This window comes from Streptomyces sp. NPDC006798 (genome assembly GCF_040635975.1).
In the GTDB taxonomy this organism is placed as follows: domain Bacteria; phylum Actinomycetota; class Actinomycetes; order Streptomycetales; family Streptomycetaceae; genus Streptomyces.
Genome location: NZ_JBEYIS010000002.1, coordinates 174,993 through 193,530, shown reverse-complemented (window position 1 = coordinate 193,530; position 18,538 = coordinate 174,993). Strand labels below are relative to the sequence as shown.

The following is an 18,538-nucleotide window of genomic DNA, read 5'->3' as shown; positions in this document are numbered from 1 at the left end:
AGGCCCTGATCGTCCGGGCCCGTCAGCCATCAGCCGGTGTCAGCCGGATCATGAGGAGGGGGCACCGGATCATGCGCGCGCTGCGAATATCCCTGATCACGGCGGTCGTCCTCGGCGGTCTGTTCGTCGCCGCCGACCGTATCGCCGTGAACTACGCCGAGTCCGAGGTCGCGGACAAGGTCCGCACCAGCCAGGGACTCTCGAAGACACCCGACGTCTCCATCAACGGCTTCCCCTTCCTGACCCAGGTCGCCGGGAAGAGCCTGGACGAGGTCGAGGTCAGCCTGAAGGGCGTCGAGGCCACCGCCGACGGCCGCCCGGTGAAGATCACCGAGGTCAAGGCGGAGCTGGCCGATGTGAAGTTCGACAGCAACTTCTCGTCCGCCGTCGCGGGTAGGGCCGACGGCTCCGGCCGGGTGACGTACGAGGACCTCACCCGGGCCGCGCCGCAGGGCGCCACCATCGCCTACGCGGGCCCCGAACGGGCCGCGCAGGGACAGGTGAAGGTCGTCGGACCGCTGATGGACCTGCTCAAGGGGTCCGGCGGGTCGAGCGGCGGCAGCGGACTCGGCGACCTGCTCAACCAGGAAGTGACCGTCTACAGCAAGGTCCAGCTGGTGGACGGGAAGACGGTACGGCTCACCGCGGAGAGCCTGCCCGGCGGGATCCCCATCCCCGGGCTGCACGGACTGCTCCGTGACGTACTCGACTACGACCTCACCCTCGAGGGCCTGCCGACACCGCTGAAGCTGGACCAGGTGTCGGCGTCGGAGCAGGGCCTCGACTTCTCGGGCAAGGGCCGCGACGTCTCCTTGATCGGCTAGCCCTGTTTCCCGGCGCCGGGGAGTGGGGCCCGCGCCTGATGCCCTTCCGGGCAACGGTCTCGGGGGGTCAGGCGTCCGGCCCCGGCGGGACGGTCGAGGAGATGAGGCGGGCGAGGTGGGTGCCCGCCAAATGGAGCGGGCGGGCGCCGCGCGCCACTTGGGACGCGAACTCCGCTCCCTCCAGCGTGCTGATCACCGTGCACGCCAGATCGTCCGCCTCGCCGTCCGCGACCCCCGCCGCCCTGAGCTTCGCGGCGACCAGGCCCTGCCACCGTTCGAAGGCCGCGTCGGCCGCCTCGCGGATGTCGGGGAGCCGGCCCGCCGTGCCGAGGGCCGTCGCGGTGACCGGGCAGCCGTCGGCCCAGTCCGAGGCGGCGAGCCCCTCCGCGAGGCTCGTGGTGAGCGCGACGATCGCCGCCGCCGGATCGTCCTCCGCGTCGAGCATCTCGCCGAGGATCTCCGCGAACTCCTCGTCGCCGCGCCGGACCGCCGCCACCGCGAGTTCCTGTTTGCCGCCGGGGAAGAAGTGGTAGACGGAGCCCAGGGTGGCCGCCGCCTCCTGGGAGATCTGCTTGATCGCCGTGGCGTCGTACCCCTGCCGCTGCATCAGCAGGGACGCCGCGCGGATGATCCGCTCCCGTGTCCCGGGCGCCTCCGGCTCCCCGGTCGCGCCGGGAGAGGAGGCCGGGTCCGTCGTCGCGTCGTGCCGAGCCCTGGTCTTCATCCGACCCACAGTACAGGCGCTGGATAGAACGTCCACTACAGCAATCCGGCCCGTCGGCCGCATGGTGAGACGAGCCTGACCGGCGGGCGGACATCGGCCATCGGAGTGGTCGGCGGCGGACCGCCGCCACCTCGGATGACCTTGGCAAATTCCGCATGGCGGACGATCGAGTCTCAATATGCGACACACCGGTGACATCCCGGCCGAGTCGTCCCTACGATCGGACGCATGAAGCAGCGACAGGCGGATCTCACGAAGCGGCGGGCAGTAGACCTGTGCCGCGTCGCCGCCATGCTCTGTCGCGCCGTCTGAGCGGGAGCCCGCTCCCGCGCCCCTGGCCCTTCGACCGCTGAACCGCCGATCAGGGCCGCCGCCGACTGTGCGGTCCCCGTACCGCGCCCGTTCCACCGACCGTCGTACGCCGCCCGGCGCCCGTCGCCGGGCATCGAAGCCCCGGGAGAGCACCCCGCAAGGCCCGACCGCCGTTCGCCGGCCACCGGTACGCCGCACCACGCACCGCACAGTCCACCGCATCACCGACCGGCCACCGCACCACAGCGCGATGCCCGGGCCACCTTGGCACCACACCGCCGCAACTGCCCCGGAGGAGAAGGAACATGAGCCGCAGCGACGTCCTCGTAGACGCCGACTGGGTCGAGGCCCACCTCGACGACCCGAAGGTCGCGATCGTGGAGGTCGACGAGGACACGTCGGCGTACGACAAGAACCACATCCGGAACGCCATCCGGATCGACTGGACGAAGGACCTCCAGGACCCGGTCCGCCGTGACTTCATCGACCAGGACGGCTTCGAGCGCCTGCTGTCGGCGAAGGGGATCGCCAACGACACCACGGTCGTCCTCTACGGCGGCAACAACAACTGGTTCGCCTCCTACGCCTACTGGTACTTCAAGCTCTACGGCCACCAGGACGTCAAGCTCCTCGACGGCGGACGCAAGAAGTGGGAGCTGGACTCCCGCGACCTGGTCGACGGCTCCCAGGTGCCCGACCGCGCGGCCACCGAGTACAAGGCGCAGGCGCAGAACACCGCCATCCGCGCCTTCCGGGACGACGTCGTCGCCGCGATCGGCACCCAGAACCTGGTCGACGTGCGCTCCCCCGACGAGTTCAGCGGCAAGCTGCTCGCCCCGGCGCACCTCCCGCAGGAGCAGTCGCAGCGCCCCGGCCACGTGCCGAGCGCCCGCAACATCCCGTGGTCCAAGAACGCCAACGACGACGGCACCTTCAAGTCGGACGACGCGCTGAAGGCGCTCTACACCGACGAGCAGGTCGATCTGGCGAAGGACACCATCGCCTACTGCCGCATCGGTGAGCGCTCCGCTCTGACCTGGTTCGTCCTGCACGAGCTGCTGGGCGTCGAGAACGTCAAGAACTACGACGGCTCGTGGACCGAGTACGGCTCCCTCGTCGGCGTGCCGATCGAGCTGGGCGCCGCCAAGTAATCCGCCCCGGCGGACAACAGACCGTACGTCAGCAGGATCAGTAGGAGAGCTGTTATGTGTGGAGCCAAGGCCGGAGGGCCCGACGCCTCGACGATCAAGCCCGGTGAGACCACCATCCAGGGCCAGGTGACCCGCGACGGCGAGCCCGTCACCGGTTACGTCCGGCTGCTGGACTCGACCGGCGAGTTCACCGCCGAGGTCCCGACCTCGGCCACGGGCCAGTTCCGCTTCTACGCGGCCGAGGGCACGTGGACCGTACGCGCCCTGGTGCCCGGCGGCACCGCGGACCGTACCGTCGTCGCCCAGCAGGGCGGCCTGGCGGAGGTCGCCATCGCCGTCTGACGTACCGGGTCACCGGCCTCCGGGCCGGTGACCCGTACGCCGCCCGGCGCCGTACGCCACACGGCGCGGAGCGGGCCGGAGGGCCGCACCCCAGGGGTTGGACGCCACTGGGCCGGGTGCGGCCCTCCGGCCTGTCCGCGCCGTGTCCGCGTCGTGTCCGTGCGGCGCCGGGTACCCGCCGTGTACCCGCCGGGTCCGTGCGGCGCCGCGCGCCCGGTTCTCCGGCCGCGGATGTCCGGTACGGCTCCGGCCCCGCGCGGGCCGTCCGCCGTACCCTTGAGTCGTGTACGCACGGCGGCGACGCGCCTATTTCCTGCTCATGGGCGGATGTCTGGTCCTCTTCGTATCCGCCTGGGCCCTCGTGCGCCTCTGGTCCGTCCCGGTCGCCGTCGGGATGTGTGTGGTCGCCATGGTCATCCCGCCGATCGCGGCGATGATCGCCAACCGCCGGGGCCCCGACGACCGCTGGTGGGACGACCCCTCCGGCGACCCCCAGTCCGACGAGTGGTGGGACGAACTCGACGGCAAACGCCGCCCCGGCGACTCAGCCGCCGAACGGGAGCGGGAGCGCCGCCGCCGCGAGGAACACGGCGACGACGGCCCGTACTGATCCGGACACGCGCGCCCCGGGAGCCTCAGTAGACGAGGGCCTGTACGCCGTCGCCCATCGCCTCTTGTACGAAGACCTGCGCTCCCGCGATCCGTACGCCCTCCAGCACGTCCTTCTCGGTGATATCACGCCGCGCCGCGCACTGTGTGCACAAGGTCACGCTCCCCGCCGCCAGCACCGAGTCGATCAGCTCCGGGAGCGGCGCCGCGTGCGGCAGCTCGAACTCGGCGGCCTTACCGGGCAGGGCGAACCACGCGGATTCCCCGGTGAGCCAGAGGGAGATCTCGACCCCGCTGGCGGCGGCGACGGCGGCGACGGTGAACGCCTGCGAGCACCGCTCGGGCGCGTCGGCACCGGCGGTTACCTTGATCACGAGCTTCTTGGCCATGCCGGAACTGTAGTCGGGGCCAAAATCCATGTGCCGGGGGCGGGACATCACCGCTATACCTCGGCATCGAAACACAGCGATGGCCCTGGGGGGTTCGTGGAGTACGAGGAAAGCGGCGCGCCGTCCGGAAGACCGGGCGCGCCGGGCGCGCCTGAGGCATCGGAGGCATCGCGCGCGCCGATCGACGGCCGGACGACGGACGGCCGGACCGGCGGCCGGAGCGACCGCGGCGCCGGGGGCCGGTCGAGGGTTCGGGCGACCACGGTCGTCATCGCGGTCGCGGCCGTCCTCGGTACGGCCGTGGGCACGGCGGTCGGCTACACGGTCCAGGCGGGCCGGGAGCCCGCCCCGCTTCCGGCGCTCAGCGCGCCGGGGCTCGCGTACCCGCCGAAGCCGCTGCCGGGGGCGGTCTCCCGGCCGCCGCTGAAGGCCGCCGAGGACCGCCGGGTCACCACCGAGGGCGATCTGCCCCGCCTGCTGCTGCCGAAGCCGGGGAAGACCGCGGGCCGGGGCGCGCTGATGATCCGGGACGGCTGGCTGCCACCCGTGCGGTACGCCGAACGGTTCGGTGATCCGCAGCACGTCTTCACCGGTCTGCTCCACAACGGCGTGCGCCGGATCGCGCACCGCGCCTGGATCGATTCCGGCGGGCGGTTCGTCGAGGTCTCCCTGCTCCAGTTCCGGGAGCACCTGGGGGCGACGGCCTACACCTCGGGCTTCCGTGAGGATCTGAACGAGCTGAACGACGGCCATCCGCTGCGCGGCACCGGCGACGGCAAGTACTACGTGATGGGACCCGGCGACTGGGCCGACGGCCACTCGGCGTCCGCCGTCGGCTACGTCGGCGACATCGCCGTCCACATCGAGGTGGAGAGCGAGTCCCCCGTCCCCGCGGCGTTCATCCGCGACCTGGCCGAACGACAGCTGGAGCGTCTGTGACCACCTCCTGGAAGCGGACCCTGCTGCCCGCCGGGCTCGTCGTCGCCGTACTCGGCGGCGCGGTCGCGTACACGGCGGACACCGCGGGCTCGGCCGACCGTACGGTCCCGACCCGGCTGTGGGGGAAGTTGCCCGCCTCGTCGGCCCAGCAGAAGCCCGGCTCCGCCCCGGTCCGGACCGGCCCCCTCGGCAAGCTGCTGCTGCCGGTGCCCGACGGCTTCGTCGAAGGCCCCCAGCCGGATCCGGCCCAACCGGCCACCGAGCTGAACAAGAAGCAGGCCGAGGCCCGGATGCGCGTGGACGGCGCCGGACTGACCGGCCAGGCGCGCCGGGAGTACGAGAAGCGGATACCGGAGATGGGGCTCCTGGGGCTCGCCTCCCGCTCGTTCATGTCCCCGAACGACGCCGCCGTCATCGACGTGGCTCTCGTCCGGCTCGCGGACCCCGCCCGGGCCGGACTGCTTTACGAGGTCCGGGTCGACGCCATGAAGCGGAAGCCCCTGACCGAGAAGCGGCTGGGCCCGGGGCTGGGGAACGCGGTCTGCTACGCCGGTCCCTCGGTCAAGGACCCGGAGCCGGAGGATCTGCACGGCGTCATGTGCGTCGCCCAACGGCACGGCCTTCTGGTCCTCGTCACCGCCGTCGGTGCGGAGGACATCGGGGAGAACACCGCCGTGACCGAAGCCCTGCGGCACCAACTGGAACTGATCGCCTCACCGGGGAAGAACGTATGACCGAGCCCGCCAAGCCCGCTGTCGCCGCCGAGTCTGCCGCGTCTGCTGCGCCGACCGTGTCCGCCGAGCCCGCCGCATCTGTCCTTGCCGAGCCCGCCGAGCCGGTGGAGCGGCCCGTTCCCGCCCCGCCGTCCCGGCGGCTCTCCGCTCCCGCGCGGTGGGCCGTCGCCGGGCTCGTCCTCGCCGTGTTCGGCACGGGCAGCGCCGTCGCCGTCGCCACGGCCGACCGGGCGGACCTGCCCGGTCTCGCCACGCGGCCGGACGGCCGCTGGGAGTACCCGCGGCTCGCCCTGCCCGCCCTGCCCGACGGCGTCCCCGGGCCGTACCACCCCGACAACCAGTACAACGTCCACCACGCGGACGTACGGGACCTTCTGCTGCCCGCCCCGAAGGGCGCCGTCGTCGACCCGAAGCTGGCCGGTGGCTGGGGGACGTCCCAGCAGTACGCCGCCGAGTACGCGCCCGACGAGCGGGCGGAGGTCACGCTGGCGCTCCGCGAGACGGGCGTACGGCATATCGCGGCCCGGGGCTGGCGGATGCCGGACGGCACGGTGACCCGGATCCAACTGCTGCGGTTCCCCACCGGCGGGGCCGCCGACTGGTTCCTCGGTTCGCGGCTGCTGGCGGGCGCGGAGCCCGGCCGGCCGCTCGCGGGCGGGGTGACGCTGGAGGCCGATCCGGTGTGGGAGGCCACGTCGGGTCCCGAGGGCACCGAGGCGTTCGCCTACCGGGAGCAGGGGGCCGTACGGCCCGGGGTCCGGCAGGCGTACGTCCTGGCGGGCGACACGGTCGCCTTCGTCCGCCAGGAGCGCGCGGCCGGGGTCGCGGCCGTCCCCTTCCACCAGACGCTGGTCCTCCAGAACCAGCTCCTGGGCTGAGGCCCCGGGCGGTGCCGGGGCCGGGGCCCGTCCACCCGGACGGGCCCCGCACAGGGGCCGCCGGGGCCCGACCCATTAGGCTGGGGCCCGGTAGGTCCGCCGTATTCGCTCACGCTCGAACGAGGAGCACTCCGTGCTTATTGCATTCTTCGAGGCCCTTCTGGTCCTGGTCTGCGTCGGTGTCACCGCCTTCGCCGTGCTGGCCGTGAAGAAGCTGTACCAGGGTCAGCGCTGACCGACCCCGCCCCCTTCCGGAACACCCGCTCCCACCACGGATAGCCGCTCATGATCGAGATTCCGTCCGACCTCAACCCGGACCTCGTCCCCCTCGCCTTCCTCCTCGGTACCTGGGAGGGCGCGGGCGTCTCCGACTTCCCGGGCTCGGAGAAGTGCAACTTCGGCCAGTCGGTCACCTTCTCCCACGACGGCCGGGACTTCGTCGAGTACTCCTCGCACAGCTGGGTGCTGGACGCCGAGGGCAACAAGGTCCGGCCGCTGGAGAGCGAGCACGGCTACTGGCGGATCGACAAGGACCGCAAGGTCGAGGTCGTGATGGTCCGGGACCAGGGCGTCGTGGAGATCTGGTACGGCGAGCTGGCCGACAAGAAGCCGCAGATCGACCTGGCGACGGACGCGGTCGCGCGGACCGCCGCGTCCGGCCCGTACAGCGGCGGCAAGCGGCTCTACGGCTATGTGAAGGGCGACCTGATGTGGGTGGGCGAGAAGGCCACCCCCGAGGTGCCGCTGCGGCCGTACATGTCGGCGCATCTCAAGAAGACGGTCACCCCGGAAGAGGTCGCCGACTGGGCGAAGAACCTGGGCGACCTCCCCGACGACGGCATCGCCTTCTTCAAGTAGGCCCTCAGCTGCTCCAGGACCCCTCCGAGTCTCTCGGAGGGGTGCCGTGCTCTCCGCACCCGGCGGCCCCGGCCCGCTCCGGCAGGTCCGGGCCATGACCGGCCCCGCCGTGACCGGATCGCGGTCATGGACGCGGTGATCGCCGCCGCCCTCCCTACACTGGGGGGCGTGGTGACCACCGACTGGCAGAGCGATCTGCGCAAGCGCGGCTACCGGCTGACCCCGCAGCGGCAGCTGGTGCTGGAAGCCGTCGACACCCTGGAGCACGCCACGCCCGACGACATCCTGTGCGAGGTGCGCAGGACCGCGTCCGGGGTGAACATCTCCACCGTCTACCGGACCCTGGAGCTGCTGGAGGAGCTGGGCCTGGTCTCCCACGCCCACCTCGGCCACGGTGCCCCCACCTACCATCTCGCGGACCGGCACCACCATCTCCATCTGGTCTGCCGGGACTGCACCGAGGTGATCGAGGCCGATGTGGACATCGCGGCCGACTTCACCGCCAAGCTCCGCCGCGAATTCGGGTTCGACACCGATATGAAGCACTTCGCGATCTTCGGCCGCTGCGGATCCTGCACGGCGGCGAAGGAGGCCGCCGCGGATTCGTCCGCCGGGGATGCGTCCGGCGAGAGCGCGAACAAGAGCGCCGGCGCGGGCGCCGGGGCCGCCCCGGCGAAGCCGAAGGGCGCCGGTAAGCGCTCCTGACGCCCCCGTCCCGGCCGCGCGGCGGACCGGGCGGCCGGGCCGCGACTCCGGGTCTTCGTCCGTGGGGTCGTAGGCTTTTCCCATGGCCGATGTGAAGACTCCGAAGGCTCCCTCCAGCCCCCTGCTGTCCCGTCCCGGCGCCGTCGCCGCCGAAGGGGCCGACGAAGGCGTGGCCGCGCACTACGGCGACCTCTTCCGCGAACAAGCCGCCCTCGCCGACGGCTCCGGTCTGGTCGACCTCTCCCACCGGGGTGTCGTCGCCGTCACCGGCCCGGACCGGCTGAGCTGGCTGCATCTGCTGATCACCCAGCACGTCACGGACCTGCCCCCCGGGCAGGCCACCGAAGCGCTGATCCTCTCCTCCAACGGGCATATCGAGCACGCGCTCTACCTGGTCGACGACGGCGAGACCGTCTGGGCCCATGTCGAGCCCGGCACCCGGGGCGAGCTGGTCGCCTATCTGGAGTCGATGGTCTTCTTCTACCGGGTCGAGGTGGCGGACCGGACCGACGAGTACGCCGTGGTCCATCTGCCCGCGGGCTCCATCGCCCCCGTCCCGGACGGCGCCGTCGTCCGCGAGACCCCGTACGGCCGGGACCTCTTCCTGCCCCGGGCCGAGCTGGAGCCTTACGCCGACGCCAACGGGCCGCTCGCCGGGATCCTGGCCTACGAGGCGCTGCGGGTCGAGGCCCACCGCCCCCGGCTCGGCTTCGAGACCGACCACCGCACCATTCCGCACGAGCTGGGGCTGATCGGCTCGGCCGTCCACCTCCAGAAGGGCTGCTACCGGGGGCAGGAGACCGTCGCCCGGGTGCAGAACCTGGGCAAGCCCCCGCGCCGGCTGGTCTTCCTCCACCTCGACGGCAGCGATGTCCGTCTCCCCGGACCCGGCACCCCGGTCCGGCTCGCCTCGGACGGCGAGGACGGCCGCAAGCTGGGCTTCGTCACCACCTCGGCCCGCCACCACGAGCTGGGGCCGATCGCCCTGGCGCTGGTGAAGCGGAACGTGCCGGTCGACGCGGAGCTGATGGCCGGGGACACGGCGGCGGCCCAGGAGACCGTGGTCGAGCCGTAAACCGTACGGACCGTACGGTTCCGGGCCCGTACGCCGTACGGTCCCGGGGCGGCGGCCGTACGGAGAGCCCGTACGGTCCCGGGCCCGTACGCCCGTACGGAGGCCGTACGACTCCGGAGCCCTACGGCCCCTCCGTACGGGGTGTCCGCAGGCCGTACGGCTCAGACTTCCAGCAGGACCGTGAACGGGCCCTGGTTCGTCAGCGACACCCGCATGCTCGCGCCGAACCGGCCCGTCTCCACCCGCGCCCCCAGCTCCCGCAGCCGGGCCACCACCTCGTCCACGAGGGGTTCGGCGACCGGTCCCGGGGCCGCCGCGTTCCAGGTGGGACGGCGGCCCTTGCGGGCGTCCCCGTAGAGGGTGAACTGGGAGATCACCAGCAGCGGCGCGCCCACGTCGGAGCAGGACCGCTCGTCCGTCAGGATCCGCAGCGACCACAATTTCCTGGCCAGCCGCTCCGCCTGGGCGGGTGTGTCGTCGTGGGTGACGCCCACCAGGACGCACAACCCCTCGCCGACGATCTCCCCGACCGTCCTGGTCCCCGACTCGTCCGTCACGTCGACGCTCGCGCCGTCGACCCGCTGTACCACCGCACGCATACCGCCCAACCTATCGGGGCTGAACGGGTGCAGAGCACCTGCGTGGAACGGTTCCCCAATGGCACGATGCACAAAGGCGGCGCGGCCCCCGCCCCGGCCTTCCGGGGACCGGGGGAGACCTCCGCGCCGGTTGAGGGGACGGAACGACGCGTATGAGCACTTCGGGCACCGGGCACACGACGGCCGACCCGGCCGGGCCCACCGGCCGCGCACCCCACTCCGACCCCCCGCCGCAGCTCCCGGGCCTCGCCGGTCCCGCCCGGCCGCCGCAGCAGCGCGAGGCGGTGGAGTGCCGGACCGCCGACCTCTTCCCCGACCCCCCTCGGTACGAGCTGTCCGCCCTGCGGCTGCCGGAGCTGCGGACCCTGCTCCGGGGCTCGCAGCGCGACGAGGCCGACCTCAGCTACATCCGGCGGCTGCTGCACGGGCGGATCGACATCATCCGGGCCGAGGTGGCCCGGCGGACCGGCCACCGTCCGCCGCCCGGCGGCGGCCCGGCGGACGGTACGGACCGCGACCCCGGCGGCCGGGACGAGGGCCGGGACCCGGGGGTCGTGGACCGGCTCTCGGAGATCCTCGCCGACGCCCCGTCCGCCCACCGTTCGTCGGCCCGCCATGTGACGGTGTCGACCCCGCACCGCGAGGAGTACCGGCGGCTCGCGGCCGACATGCTCGCCGATGTCGAGCTGTCCGATCTCGGGGCCCGGACGGACGACGAGCTGGTGGCCGCGATGGGACGGCTGGCCGGATACGAGCGGCGGGTATCCCTGCGGCGACAATTGTTGCAACGTACAGCCGACGATTGCGGTGCCGAGATCGCCCGCAGGTACCGTGAAGGCGAGGCACAAGTAGACGACCTGCTGACCTGAGGCGATCCCTCCGGCGGCGGGTTTCCCCACCGCATCGGAAGGCCACCCCGCGATGAGCACCAGCCCCGTTTCCCCCGTCCCCCGGATATCCCCCGGGGCCGGTGGCTCCGGGGCCGTCGCGCCGGTACTGGCCGAGATCGTACGGTCCGGGTTCGTGGAGGGACGGCACCGCGGCTCCCTCGTCGTACTGGCCCCCGACGGCACGGTCGAGACGGCGCTCGGCGATGTCACCGCCCCCGTCTTCCCCCGCTCCACGGGCAAGCCCATGCAGGCCGTTGCCACCCTGCGGGCCGGGCTCGACCTCTCCGGCGAGCGGCTCGCGGTGGCCGCCGCCAGCCACTCCGGGGAGGACTTCCACCTGGCGCTGGTCCGGCGGATGCTGGCCGAGTACGGCATCGCGCCCGGCGAGCTGCGGACCCCGCCGGATCTGCCGCTGGACCCCCGGGAGGCGGAGAGCTATCTCGCCGCCGGGCGGGTCCGCGAGCCGATCACGATGAACTGCTCCGGCAAGCACACGGCCTGGCTCGCGGCCTGCGGTCTCAACGGCTGGGACCGGGCGGGCTACCTCGACCCGGACCACCCGATCCAGCGGCTGGTCCGGGAGGCCGTGGAGGAGGCCGCGGGCGAGTCCGTCGCGGCCGTCGGCACCGACGGCTGCGGGGCGCCGCTGATGGCGGTCAGTCTGACCGGTCTGGCCCGCTCCTTCCGCTCCCTCGTCATGGCGGACGAGGGCACGGCCGGGCGGCGGGTCGCGGACGCGATGCGGGCCCACCCGGAGTACGTGGCGGGCACCCGGCGGGCCGACACCTGGCTGATGCGGGAGGTGCCGGGGGCGCTGTCGAAGATGGGCGCCGAGGCGGTCCAGGCCGTGGCCCTCGCGGACGGCCGGGCCCTCGCCTTCAAGATCGACGACGGGGCTTCCCGGGCGCTCGGACCCGTCCTGGGCCGGGCCCTGGAACTGATCGGCGTGACGGGTCCGGTGGTCGAGCGGATCCGCCGGACGCCGCTGCTGGGCGGGGGCGTCGAGGTCGGAGAAATCAAGGCGACTTTCTGACGGGCGGTGCCTAGCGTGAAGGCATGACCCCTGACGACGCCACGACTCCCCCCACCACTCCTGCCGCCGCCGACTCCGCCGACTCCGCCGCCGCCTCCGGGCGGGGCGACGGCATCGAGATCCGTAATGTCACCGAGGACGAGTTCCCCGACTGGATCAGGGCGGTCGGCGTCGGCTTCCTGGCCACCCCGTCGGCGGCGGAGACCGAGATCGAGGGCCGCCGGGGCGGGGCCGACCTGGCCCGGACGACCGGCGCGCTGGACAACGGCCGGTTCGTCGCCACGTACCGCTCCTTCCCCCAGACGCTGGCGGTGCCCGGCGGCACCCTGCCGTCGCACGCGGTCACCAATGTCACCGTCTCGCCGACCCACCGCCGCCGGGGGCTGCTCAGCCGGATGATGACGGCCGACCTGGCCGCCGCGAAGGAGGCGGGCACCCCGGTCTCGACGCTGATAGCCGCCGAGTACCTGATCTACGGCCGGTTCGGCTACGGGCCCGCCACCAGGGCCACCGCGTGGACCGTCGAACTGGCCAGGACCGGACTCGACGGCCGCTGGTCCGGCCCCCGGGACGGCGGCCGGGTCGATCTCGTACCTCTGGAAGAGGTCCGCAAGACCGGCCCCGAGCTGTACGGCCGCTTCCTCGCCGGGCAGCCCGGCGCGGTCTCCCGCGACGAGCGGTGGTGGAAGCTGGCCACCGGCGAGATCCAGGTACCGAGCATGCCGTGGGCCGAACCGTTCTGGGCGGCGTACCGCTCGGCGTCCGGAGAGCTGGAGGGCCTGGTCGCCTACGTCTCCGACCGCAAGTGGGACGACGCCAAGCAGCCGGACAACACGGTCACCGTGCAGCAGTTGTTCACGGTCTCCGCGGCGGCCGAGCGGGCGCTGTGGGAGTACGTCTGCTCCCTGGACTGGGCGAGCCGGGTGCGGTCGGGGGAGCGCGCCCCCGACGACCTCTTCCCGGACTTCCTGCCGGACCCGCGGGCCGCCCGGATCCAGACCCAGGCGGACTTCCTCTGGCTGCGGATCCTCGACATCACCCGGGTGCTGGAAGGGCGGACGTACGAGGCCGAGGGCTCCCTGGTCCTCGGCGTACGGGACGGACTCGGCCTGGCCGAGGGCCGGTTCCGGCTGGAGGCCGGCCCGGACGGGGCGAGCTGTGTCCCGACCGGGGACGCCGCCGAACTGACCCTGGACGTCCGTGAGCTGGGCTCCCTCTATCTGGGCGACGGGTCGCCGGTACGGCTGGCGGCCCTGGGCGAGGTCCGGGAGGAGCGCCCGGGTGCGGCGGCGGTGGCGGAGCGGCTGTTCCGGACCGCCCGCCGCCCGTGGTGCCCGGACGTCTTCTGAGGTTCCCCCAGGTCATCGGGTTCGTCCGGACAACTTCGGAAAGTTGTCCGGACGAACCGGTGCCGGACGGACCTGTGCCGGGTGGTCCGGCGGCTCGGCCGTCCGGCCGTCCGGCGGCTCGGTAGTTCGGCGATCCGCAGGTCCGGCCATGGGCTTCAGGCGCCGGGGGAGAGCGCCGGGCCGATCAGCAGCAGTCCGCCGATCCCGGTCCGGGTCGCGTTCTCGGTCCGGACACCCCAGACCAGCAGGGTGAAGCCGAGGGCGGCGACGACTCCGTACCGCCATTGCACGAGTTGTTCGATCCCGATGGTGAGCAGGGTCATGGCCGTCACTCCTTCTGAATCCTGCCGAGGCGGCGCCGAGACCCGTACACCGTCGTACTCGCGTGGCCGGCCCGCCGGCGGGGGACACCGCCGGGGCCGGGGGTTGTCACGGGCTCCGCTGTGGTTGCTCAACTACCAGACAAATTAGTCTGGTTGACCTGTCCGGGCAATGTTCCCGGCCGGGCGGATCGCAAACTCATTCGGTTGTCTGTCTTGTGTCGGCCGTCCGGCTGAGTCCAACTCCCAACCCGGTTCGACGGGTGGCGGTCCACGCGGACCATCTGCCTCCGTACAGCGGTGGGTTGTAAGGTTGTGCTGTGACGATGGACGGGGCGATCCCGAGGGAAGCCACCTACCGGTACCGGCGGGTGGCCGACAAGCTGCGCAAGGAGATCAACAAGAAGACCTACGGACCCAACGAGCGGCTGCCCACCCAGTACGACCTGGCCAAGCGGTACGGCGTCTCCCGCTTCACCGTCCTCCAGGCGCTGGAGATGCTCCGCGACGAGGGCCTGATCGTCACCCGCCAGGGCAGCGGCACCTTCGTCAAAGGCGGGCCGGGCGCCGAGGGTGAATCCGGGCTCGGGGCCGAAGGTCTGGACGAGAGCGACGTCTTCGTCTCCGACCGGGTCTCACCGGTCATCCTGGAGCCCTATCTGGCGGAGGCGTTCGAGGCCCCCGAAGTCACCCTCGACGTCTGCTCCATGACCACCGAATCCCTCGCGACCAGGGTCTCCGACCAGAAGGAACGCATCGTCGCGGGCCGGATCCGGCCACCGCGCAGCATCACCGCCCGGCTGCTGCTGCCGGACACCCGCTCGCCCCATCTGGCGATGCCCCGGCCGGTCGACGGCGGCGACGACCCGAGGGTCCGCACCAGGCTGCGGGGGATCCTCCAGAGCCATGTGACACTGCTCCGGTCGTCCCTCTACGAACTGCTCGACCGCGGCTTCGTCGAGGAGGTGTCGGTCGAGACCCGGCTGGTGCCCTTCTCGCTCCAGATCAAGCTCTACATCCTCAACCGCCGACTGGCCCTCCAGGGCTTCTACCCTCCGACCGAGGGCACGGTCAGGGTCCCGCCGAACTACGACACGGTGACCATCCTCGACTCGTACGGCACCGGGGCCTCCCTCTTCCCCTTCCGCGACTCGGCGCCGGAACAGTCCGGCATCGTCCAGGCCGCGCAGAAGTACTTCGACGCGACCTGGCAGCTGATGGGCAAGGAGCCCGCCGACGAACCGTACGGCGATCCGGCGGGCGTGACGGGCGGTGCCGGGGGTACCTCGGGGAGCGGGGCCGGGCCCGGAGGCGGGGGCGCTTAGACAGGGGCGGCGAATCAGGTCGCGCCCGTGACCCCGCCCGTGTCCGTACCGCCTGTTCCCGTATCCGCGAAACCGTATCCGCGAATCCGTATCCGAGAGACCGAGACAGTCCCGCCATGCCCTCCGAGCCCTCCAAGCCCCCGGCACCCGTCCCGTACGAAGCTCCGTACGAAGCCCCGCGCGAAGCCCTGTACGAGGCACTGGACCGTGCCCGCTGTGTCGTCCTCGACCTCGACGGCCCCGTCGCCGACGTCTTCGGCGGCCGGCCCGCCTCCGCCGCCGCCCGGCTGATGCTGGAGACCGCCGAACGCCGGGGCTGTGTGGTGGAGGGGCTGCGCGACAGTACCGACCCCATCGCCGTACTGCGCGGCTACACCCGGGAGTCGGAGGAGCGCGAACGCGCGGGGGCCGCCGACGGCTGGGACAAGACCGTCGCCGCCCTCCACGACCTGCTCGACCGCTACGAGCGGGAAGCGGCGGAGACCGCCGGACCCACCCCGGGCGCTGCCGAGTTCATCACCGCCTGCCACCGCTCCGGGCGGCGGCTGGCGGTCGCCACCAACAACCACGCGGGCGCCGCCGAACGGATCCTCGAACGGATGGGCGTCCTCGCCCGCTTCGACGGCCCGATCGTCGGCCGCTCCCGGGACGCCGGGCTGATGAAACCCCACCCGTGGGCGCTCCGCACGGCCCGCGCCGACGGCGTCCCCGGCGACGCGCATCTGATGATCGGCGACGCGGTGACGGACCTCCGGGCGGCGGCGGAGGCGGGCTTCTCGTTCTGCGGCTACCACGCGACGCCGCGGGGCCGCGCGCTCCTCCGGGCGTCGGGCGCGCGCCTCGTCGTGCCGGCGATGACGACGCTGGTCCCTTTCGTCGCCCCTTGAGCCGAGGCCCTTCCGGGCGCCGCCCCGAACCACCCGGGCCGCGCCCGGCGCCCTGATGTTGTCGGCGGACTGCCACCCGTCTGTGGCTTGTCGCACAGTTCCCCGCGCCCCTCATGCTCTCCCGCTTCTCGCCCCTGAGAGGGGTCCCGCCTCTCTCCGAAGGCGGTCAGGAGGGCAACCAGGGGCGCGGGGAACTGCGCGAGCAACCAGCCACGGTCCGCAGGCCGGGGAATACCTGATGGCGCCGGGCGAGACCGGGTATTCAGGGGCGCGGGGAACTGCGCGAGCAACCACCGACCGCGCGGGCGGGACTCCGGGGCCCGCGCTCCTGAGGGGCTCCACCGCGACCCGGTCGCAAGGGTGAGGCACCGGAGGCAGCTGCCTCGTTGTGCCCTTCCCCCGCCCCCTCTCCACCAGGCACGATCGCAGTGCGCCGTACACGAGTACGGGAGGAGGTCGCCCATTCCTACCGGGCCGGGGCGGATGAATGTCGAGTCGGTGTCGGGAGTCCGCGATCGCGCGGCCCGCCTCAGCGCCGCAGGGGCGCTGATCGAGGGCCCGCTCCAGGGGTACCACCACGAGACGTATGTGTTCCCGCTGCCGGACCCCGACGGCAGCGGATGGGCCGGCACGGTGCGCTGGAAGTGCCGTGAGCCGCGCCTGGACGTCCCCAGGTTCGATCTGCGCAGCTTTGTCCGGGAGGGCGCCCTGGTCCGGGCGCTGGCCGGGCGGGTCAGCAGTGTCCCGGAGACGATCGAGGTGGCCGAGGTACGGCTGCAGCGGTTCATCGAGGGCGCCACCCTGGGGACGTACCGGGGTCCGGGTACGGCGGTCGCCGAGCCCCATCTGGACCAGATCTGGCAGCTCTTCCGCGAACTCGCGGCGATCACCCCGCGGTCCCTCGCGGTGGAGCGGCTCGGCCCGGCGGAGGAGTGGGCCGCCGACGGCGACTGCGCCGCTTTCGCCGTATCGCTGATGCGGTTCACGGAGGAGCGGGTCTATTTGGCGCATCTTCCGGTGTACGGGGAGCTGTTCGCGGCGCTCGGGGTGACGGACCGGGGGCTGCGGCGGCTGGTGGCGCGGGCGTCGGCGCTCACCGCGCGTCCGTTCTGTCTGCTCCACGGCGATCTGCACCGGGAGAACCTGGTGGTGGACGGCGACGGGCGGCTCTGGACCATCGACTGGGAGCTGGCGATGTTCGGCGATCCGCTGTACGACCTGGCGACCCATCTGCATCTGATGCGCTACCCGGCCCGCCAGGAGGCGGCGGTCGCGGCGCGCTGGGCGACGGCGGTGGAGTCGGTCAGACCGGGCGCGGCCCGGGGCTGGCGCCGGGATCTGCCGCTGCTGCTGGACTACAAGCGGGTGCAGTCGGTCTATACGGATGTCATCCGGGCGGCGGGGGCGGCCGGGGCGGCGGCGGGCGGATCCGGCGCGTCGCCGGGGGCCGCCCGGCGCGTCCGTACGGTACTGGCCCGCGCGGGGGAGCCGTTGGGTCTGGCGGAGATACCCACGGTCGGGTGGATCGCCGAGGTGCTGACCGCCTGGCGTGCGGGGCCGCCCGCCTGAGCCCGCGCGGTACCCGGACGTGGGATCCGGGGCGTGGCGTCCGGTCGCGGCGCGGGGATCGCGTACCGGGCCGGAGCCGTACGGACCCGTACGGCACGTCTTAGGATGGCCGCCGCCCCCGGACGGCCCCGCCCCGGCCCGGGGCGCTGAACTGCGGCGGACGGGTGCGGAGGCGGGCGGATGGGCCGGGCGGGCGCGGGCGCGGAGACGGAGACCGGGGGAGCCGGGGCCGAAGGGGAGTGGTCCCCGGGGCTGCGCGAGCTGAAGAAGGAGCGCACCCGCCGGGCCCTGTCGGACACGGCGATCGCGCTCTTCGTCGAACGCGGCTTCGACGCGGTGCCGGTGACCGAGATCGCCGCCGCCGCCGGGGTGTCCAAGCCGACGCTGTTCCGGTACTTCCCGGCCAAGGAAGACCTCGTGCTGTACCGGTTCGCCGACCACGAGGGCGAGTCCGCCCGGGTGGTGGCCGCCGCGCGCCGGTCGGGGGTGCCGCCGCTGGAGGCGCTGCGCCGCCATGTCCGGTCGGGGATCGAGCGGTCCGACCCGGTGACCGGGCTCGGCGACGCCCCGGACATCCCGGCCTTTCTGCGGCTGCTGTACGGGACCCCGGGCCTGGTCGCCCGGTTGTACGCGTACCAGCGCCGCTCCGAGGAGTCGCTGGCGGCGGCCCTGGGCGAGGGGCCGGGGGCCCGGCAGGCGGCGGCTCAGATCGTGGCCGTACTGCGGGTGCTGGCCGAGGAGAACGGGCGGCGGATCGCGGCGGGCGAGAGCGTGGCCGGGATCCGGCCGGACGCCCTGGCGGCGGTGGACACGGCGTTCGCGCGGCTGCGGAACGGCCTGGGGGACGAGCCCGGGCATCCGGAGTCGCCGGGGCATCCGGAGCCGTCGGAGCGGGCCGAGTCGCCGGAGCCGTAAAACGTAACCGAGTTAAAAACTAAACCGAGTTGCATTAGGCTCGGCGGAATGACACCGCCCGAGCCGTCCGCCGTGCCCGCTCCCGCCTCTGTCCCCGAGTCCGCCGAGTCC

At 72.8% G+C, this 18,538-nt stretch carries 22 protein-coding genes; 18 read left to right on the top strand and 4 right to left on the bottom strand.

Translation table 11 applies throughout. From position 1 onward, the window contains the following. The first annotated feature begins 71 nt into the window (after nt 1-71). Nucleotides 72-824, top strand: a complete 753-nt coding sequence (locus ABZ714_RS02080) for a DUF2993 domain-containing protein (RefSeq protein WP_358823176.1) — start codon at nt 72-74, stop codon at nt 822-824. 67 nt (nt 825-891) lie between these two features. Here ABZ714_RS02080 and ABZ714_RS02075 read toward each other — a convergent pair whose 3' ends face one another. After that, complete coding sequence (locus tag ABZ714_RS02075; protein ID WP_358823175.1) at nt 892-1,548, bottom strand: TetR/AcrR family transcriptional regulator; 657 nt, start codon at nt 1,546-1,548, stop codon at nt 892-894. A 228-nt stretch (nt 1,549-1,776) separates the two neighbouring features. On the opposite strand from ABZ714_RS02075, the gene ABZ714_RS02070 reads away from it, so the two are divergent. The 4 genes from ABZ714_RS02070 to ABZ714_RS02055 all read left to right on the top strand — a co-directional run bounded on the left by ABZ714_RS02070 (nt 1,777) and on the right by ABZ714_RS02055 (nt 3,963). Continuing rightward, nucleotides 1,777-1,860 (top strand): putative leader peptide, encoded by an 84-nt coding sequence (locus tag ABZ714_RS02070; protein WP_350807544.1) that lies wholly within the window; start codon nt 1,777-1,779, stop codon nt 1,858-1,860. 305 nt (nt 1,861-2,165) lie between these two features. Next, entirely contained in the window at nt 2,166-3,011 is an 846-nt protein-coding gene (locus ABZ714_RS02065) for a sulfurtransferase (RefSeq protein ID WP_358823174.1), read from the top strand. A gap of 54 nt (nt 3,012-3,065) precedes the next feature. Further along, nucleotides 3,066-3,353: a DUF1416 domain-containing protein gene (locus ABZ714_RS02060; RefSeq protein WP_004986406.1), complete on the top strand. Its 288-nt coding sequence runs from the start codon at nt 3,066-3,068 to the stop codon at nt 3,351-3,353. Nucleotides 3,354-3,636: 283 nt separating this feature from the next. After that, nucleotides 3,637-3,963, top strand: coding sequence for a DUF3099 domain-containing protein (locus tag ABZ714_RS02055; RefSeq protein WP_358823173.1), 327 nt, complete (start codon nt 3,637-3,639; stop codon nt 3,961-3,963). A gap of 25 nt (nt 3,964-3,988) precedes the next feature. Here the strand turns inward: ABZ714_RS02055 and ABZ714_RS02050 are convergent, their stop codons facing one another. Then, nucleotides 3,989-4,351 carry a DsrE family protein gene (locus ABZ714_RS02050; protein ID WP_358823172.1) on the bottom strand — a complete coding sequence of 121 codons (363 nt, stop codon included), beginning with the start codon at nt 4,349-4,351 and terminating at the stop codon, nt 3,989-3,991. Between the two features lie 96 nt (nt 4,352-4,447). Between ABZ714_RS02050 and ABZ714_RS02045 the strand changes: the two genes are divergently transcribed. The 6 genes from ABZ714_RS02045 to ABZ714_RS02020 all read left to right on the top strand — a co-directional run bounded on the left by ABZ714_RS02045 (nt 4,448) and on the right by ABZ714_RS02020 (nt 9,540). Then, complete coding sequence (locus ABZ714_RS02045) at nt 4,448-5,290, top strand: hypothetical protein (protein ID WP_358823171.1); 843 nt, start codon at nt 4,448-4,450, stop codon at nt 5,288-5,290. Then, nucleotides 5,287-6,024: a hypothetical protein gene (locus ABZ714_RS02040; protein WP_358823170.1), complete on the top strand. Its 738-nt coding sequence runs from the start codon at nt 5,287-5,289 to the stop codon at nt 6,022-6,024. Before ABZ714_RS02045 ends, ABZ714_RS02040 begins: the two co-directional genes overlap by 4 nt. Further along, entirely contained in the window at nt 6,021-6,902 is an 882-nt protein-coding gene (locus tag ABZ714_RS02035) for a hypothetical protein (protein ID WP_358823169.1), read from the top strand. The genes ABZ714_RS02040 and ABZ714_RS02035 overlap by 4 nt, the downstream gene beginning before the upstream one ends. Nucleotides 6,903-7,187: 285 nt before the next feature. Further along, the gene (locus ABZ714_RS02030; protein ID WP_358823168.1) at nt 7,188-7,760 is read left to right on the top strand and encodes an FABP family protein; all 573 of its coding nucleotides are present in this window, start codon (nt 7,188-7,190) and stop codon (nt 7,758-7,760) included. Between the two features lie 168 nt (nt 7,761-7,928). Next, nucleotides 7,929-8,465, top strand: coding sequence for a transcriptional repressor (locus ABZ714_RS02025; protein WP_358823167.1), 537 nt, complete (start codon nt 7,929-7,931; stop codon nt 8,463-8,465). Nucleotides 8,466-8,547: 82 nt separating this feature from the next. After that, on the top strand, nt 8,548-9,540 hold the full coding sequence (locus tag ABZ714_RS02020; protein WP_358823166.1) for a folate-binding protein: 993 nt from the start codon (nt 8,548-8,550) through the stop codon (nt 9,538-9,540). Between the two features lie 161 nt (nt 9,541-9,701). Here ABZ714_RS02020 and dtd read toward each other — a convergent pair whose 3' ends face one another. Further along, nucleotides 9,702-10,139, bottom strand: a complete 438-nt coding sequence (gene dtd / locus ABZ714_RS02015) for a D-aminoacyl-tRNA deacylase (protein ID WP_358823165.1) — start codon at nt 10,137-10,139, stop codon at nt 9,702-9,704. Between the two features lie 152 nt (nt 10,140-10,291). Between dtd and ABZ714_RS02010 the strand changes: the two genes are divergently transcribed. Genes ABZ714_RS02010 through ABZ714_RS02000 form a run of 3 tightly spaced genes read left to right on the top strand, consistent with a single transcriptional unit; the run spans nt 10,292 to nt 13,411 of the window. Continuing rightward, complete coding sequence (locus ABZ714_RS02010; RefSeq protein ID WP_358823164.1) at nt 10,292-11,008, top strand: hypothetical protein; 717 nt, start codon at nt 10,292-10,294, stop codon at nt 11,006-11,008. A gap of 52 nt (nt 11,009-11,060) precedes the next feature. After that, nucleotides 11,061-12,062: an asparaginase gene (locus ABZ714_RS02005; protein ID WP_358823163.1), complete on the top strand. Its 1,002-nt coding sequence runs from the start codon at nt 11,061-11,063 to the stop codon at nt 12,060-12,062. Between the two features lie 23 nt (nt 12,063-12,085). Then, nucleotides 12,086-13,411, top strand: a complete 1,326-nt coding sequence (locus tag ABZ714_RS02000; protein ID WP_358823162.1) for a GNAT family N-acetyltransferase — start codon at nt 12,086-12,088, stop codon at nt 13,409-13,411. A 155-nt stretch (nt 13,412-13,566) separates the two neighbouring features. Here ABZ714_RS02000 and ABZ714_RS01995 read toward each other — a convergent pair whose 3' ends face one another. Next, nucleotides 13,567-13,734, bottom strand: coding sequence for a hypothetical protein (locus ABZ714_RS01995; protein ID WP_358823161.1), 168 nt, complete (start codon nt 13,732-13,734; stop codon nt 13,567-13,569). Nucleotides 13,735-14,057: 323 nt separating this feature from the next. Here ABZ714_RS01995 and ABZ714_RS01990 point away from each other — a divergent pair, with 323 nt between their 5' ends. The 4 genes from ABZ714_RS01990 (at nt 14,058) to ABZ714_RS01975 (ending at nt 18,427) form a co-directional block, all read left to right on the top strand. Beyond that, entirely contained in the window at nt 14,058-15,056 is a 999-nt protein-coding gene (locus ABZ714_RS01990) for a winged helix-turn-helix domain-containing protein (RefSeq protein WP_358823243.1), read from the top strand. Nucleotides 15,057-15,172: 116 nt separating this feature from the next. Beyond that, entirely contained in the window at nt 15,173-15,943 is a 771-nt protein-coding gene (locus ABZ714_RS01985; RefSeq protein WP_358823160.1) for an HAD family hydrolase, read from the top strand. A 483-nt stretch (nt 15,944-16,426) separates the two neighbouring features. After that, on the top strand, nt 16,427-17,512 hold the full coding sequence (locus ABZ714_RS01980; protein ID WP_358823159.1) for a phosphotransferase: 1,086 nt from the start codon (nt 16,427-16,429) through the stop codon (nt 17,510-17,512). 180 nt (nt 17,513-17,692) lie between these two features. Then, nucleotides 17,693-18,427: a TetR family transcriptional regulator gene (locus ABZ714_RS01975; protein WP_358823158.1), complete on the top strand. Its 735-nt coding sequence runs from the start codon at nt 17,693-17,695 to the stop codon at nt 18,425-18,427. Nucleotides 18,428-18,538: the final 111 nt, after the last annotated feature.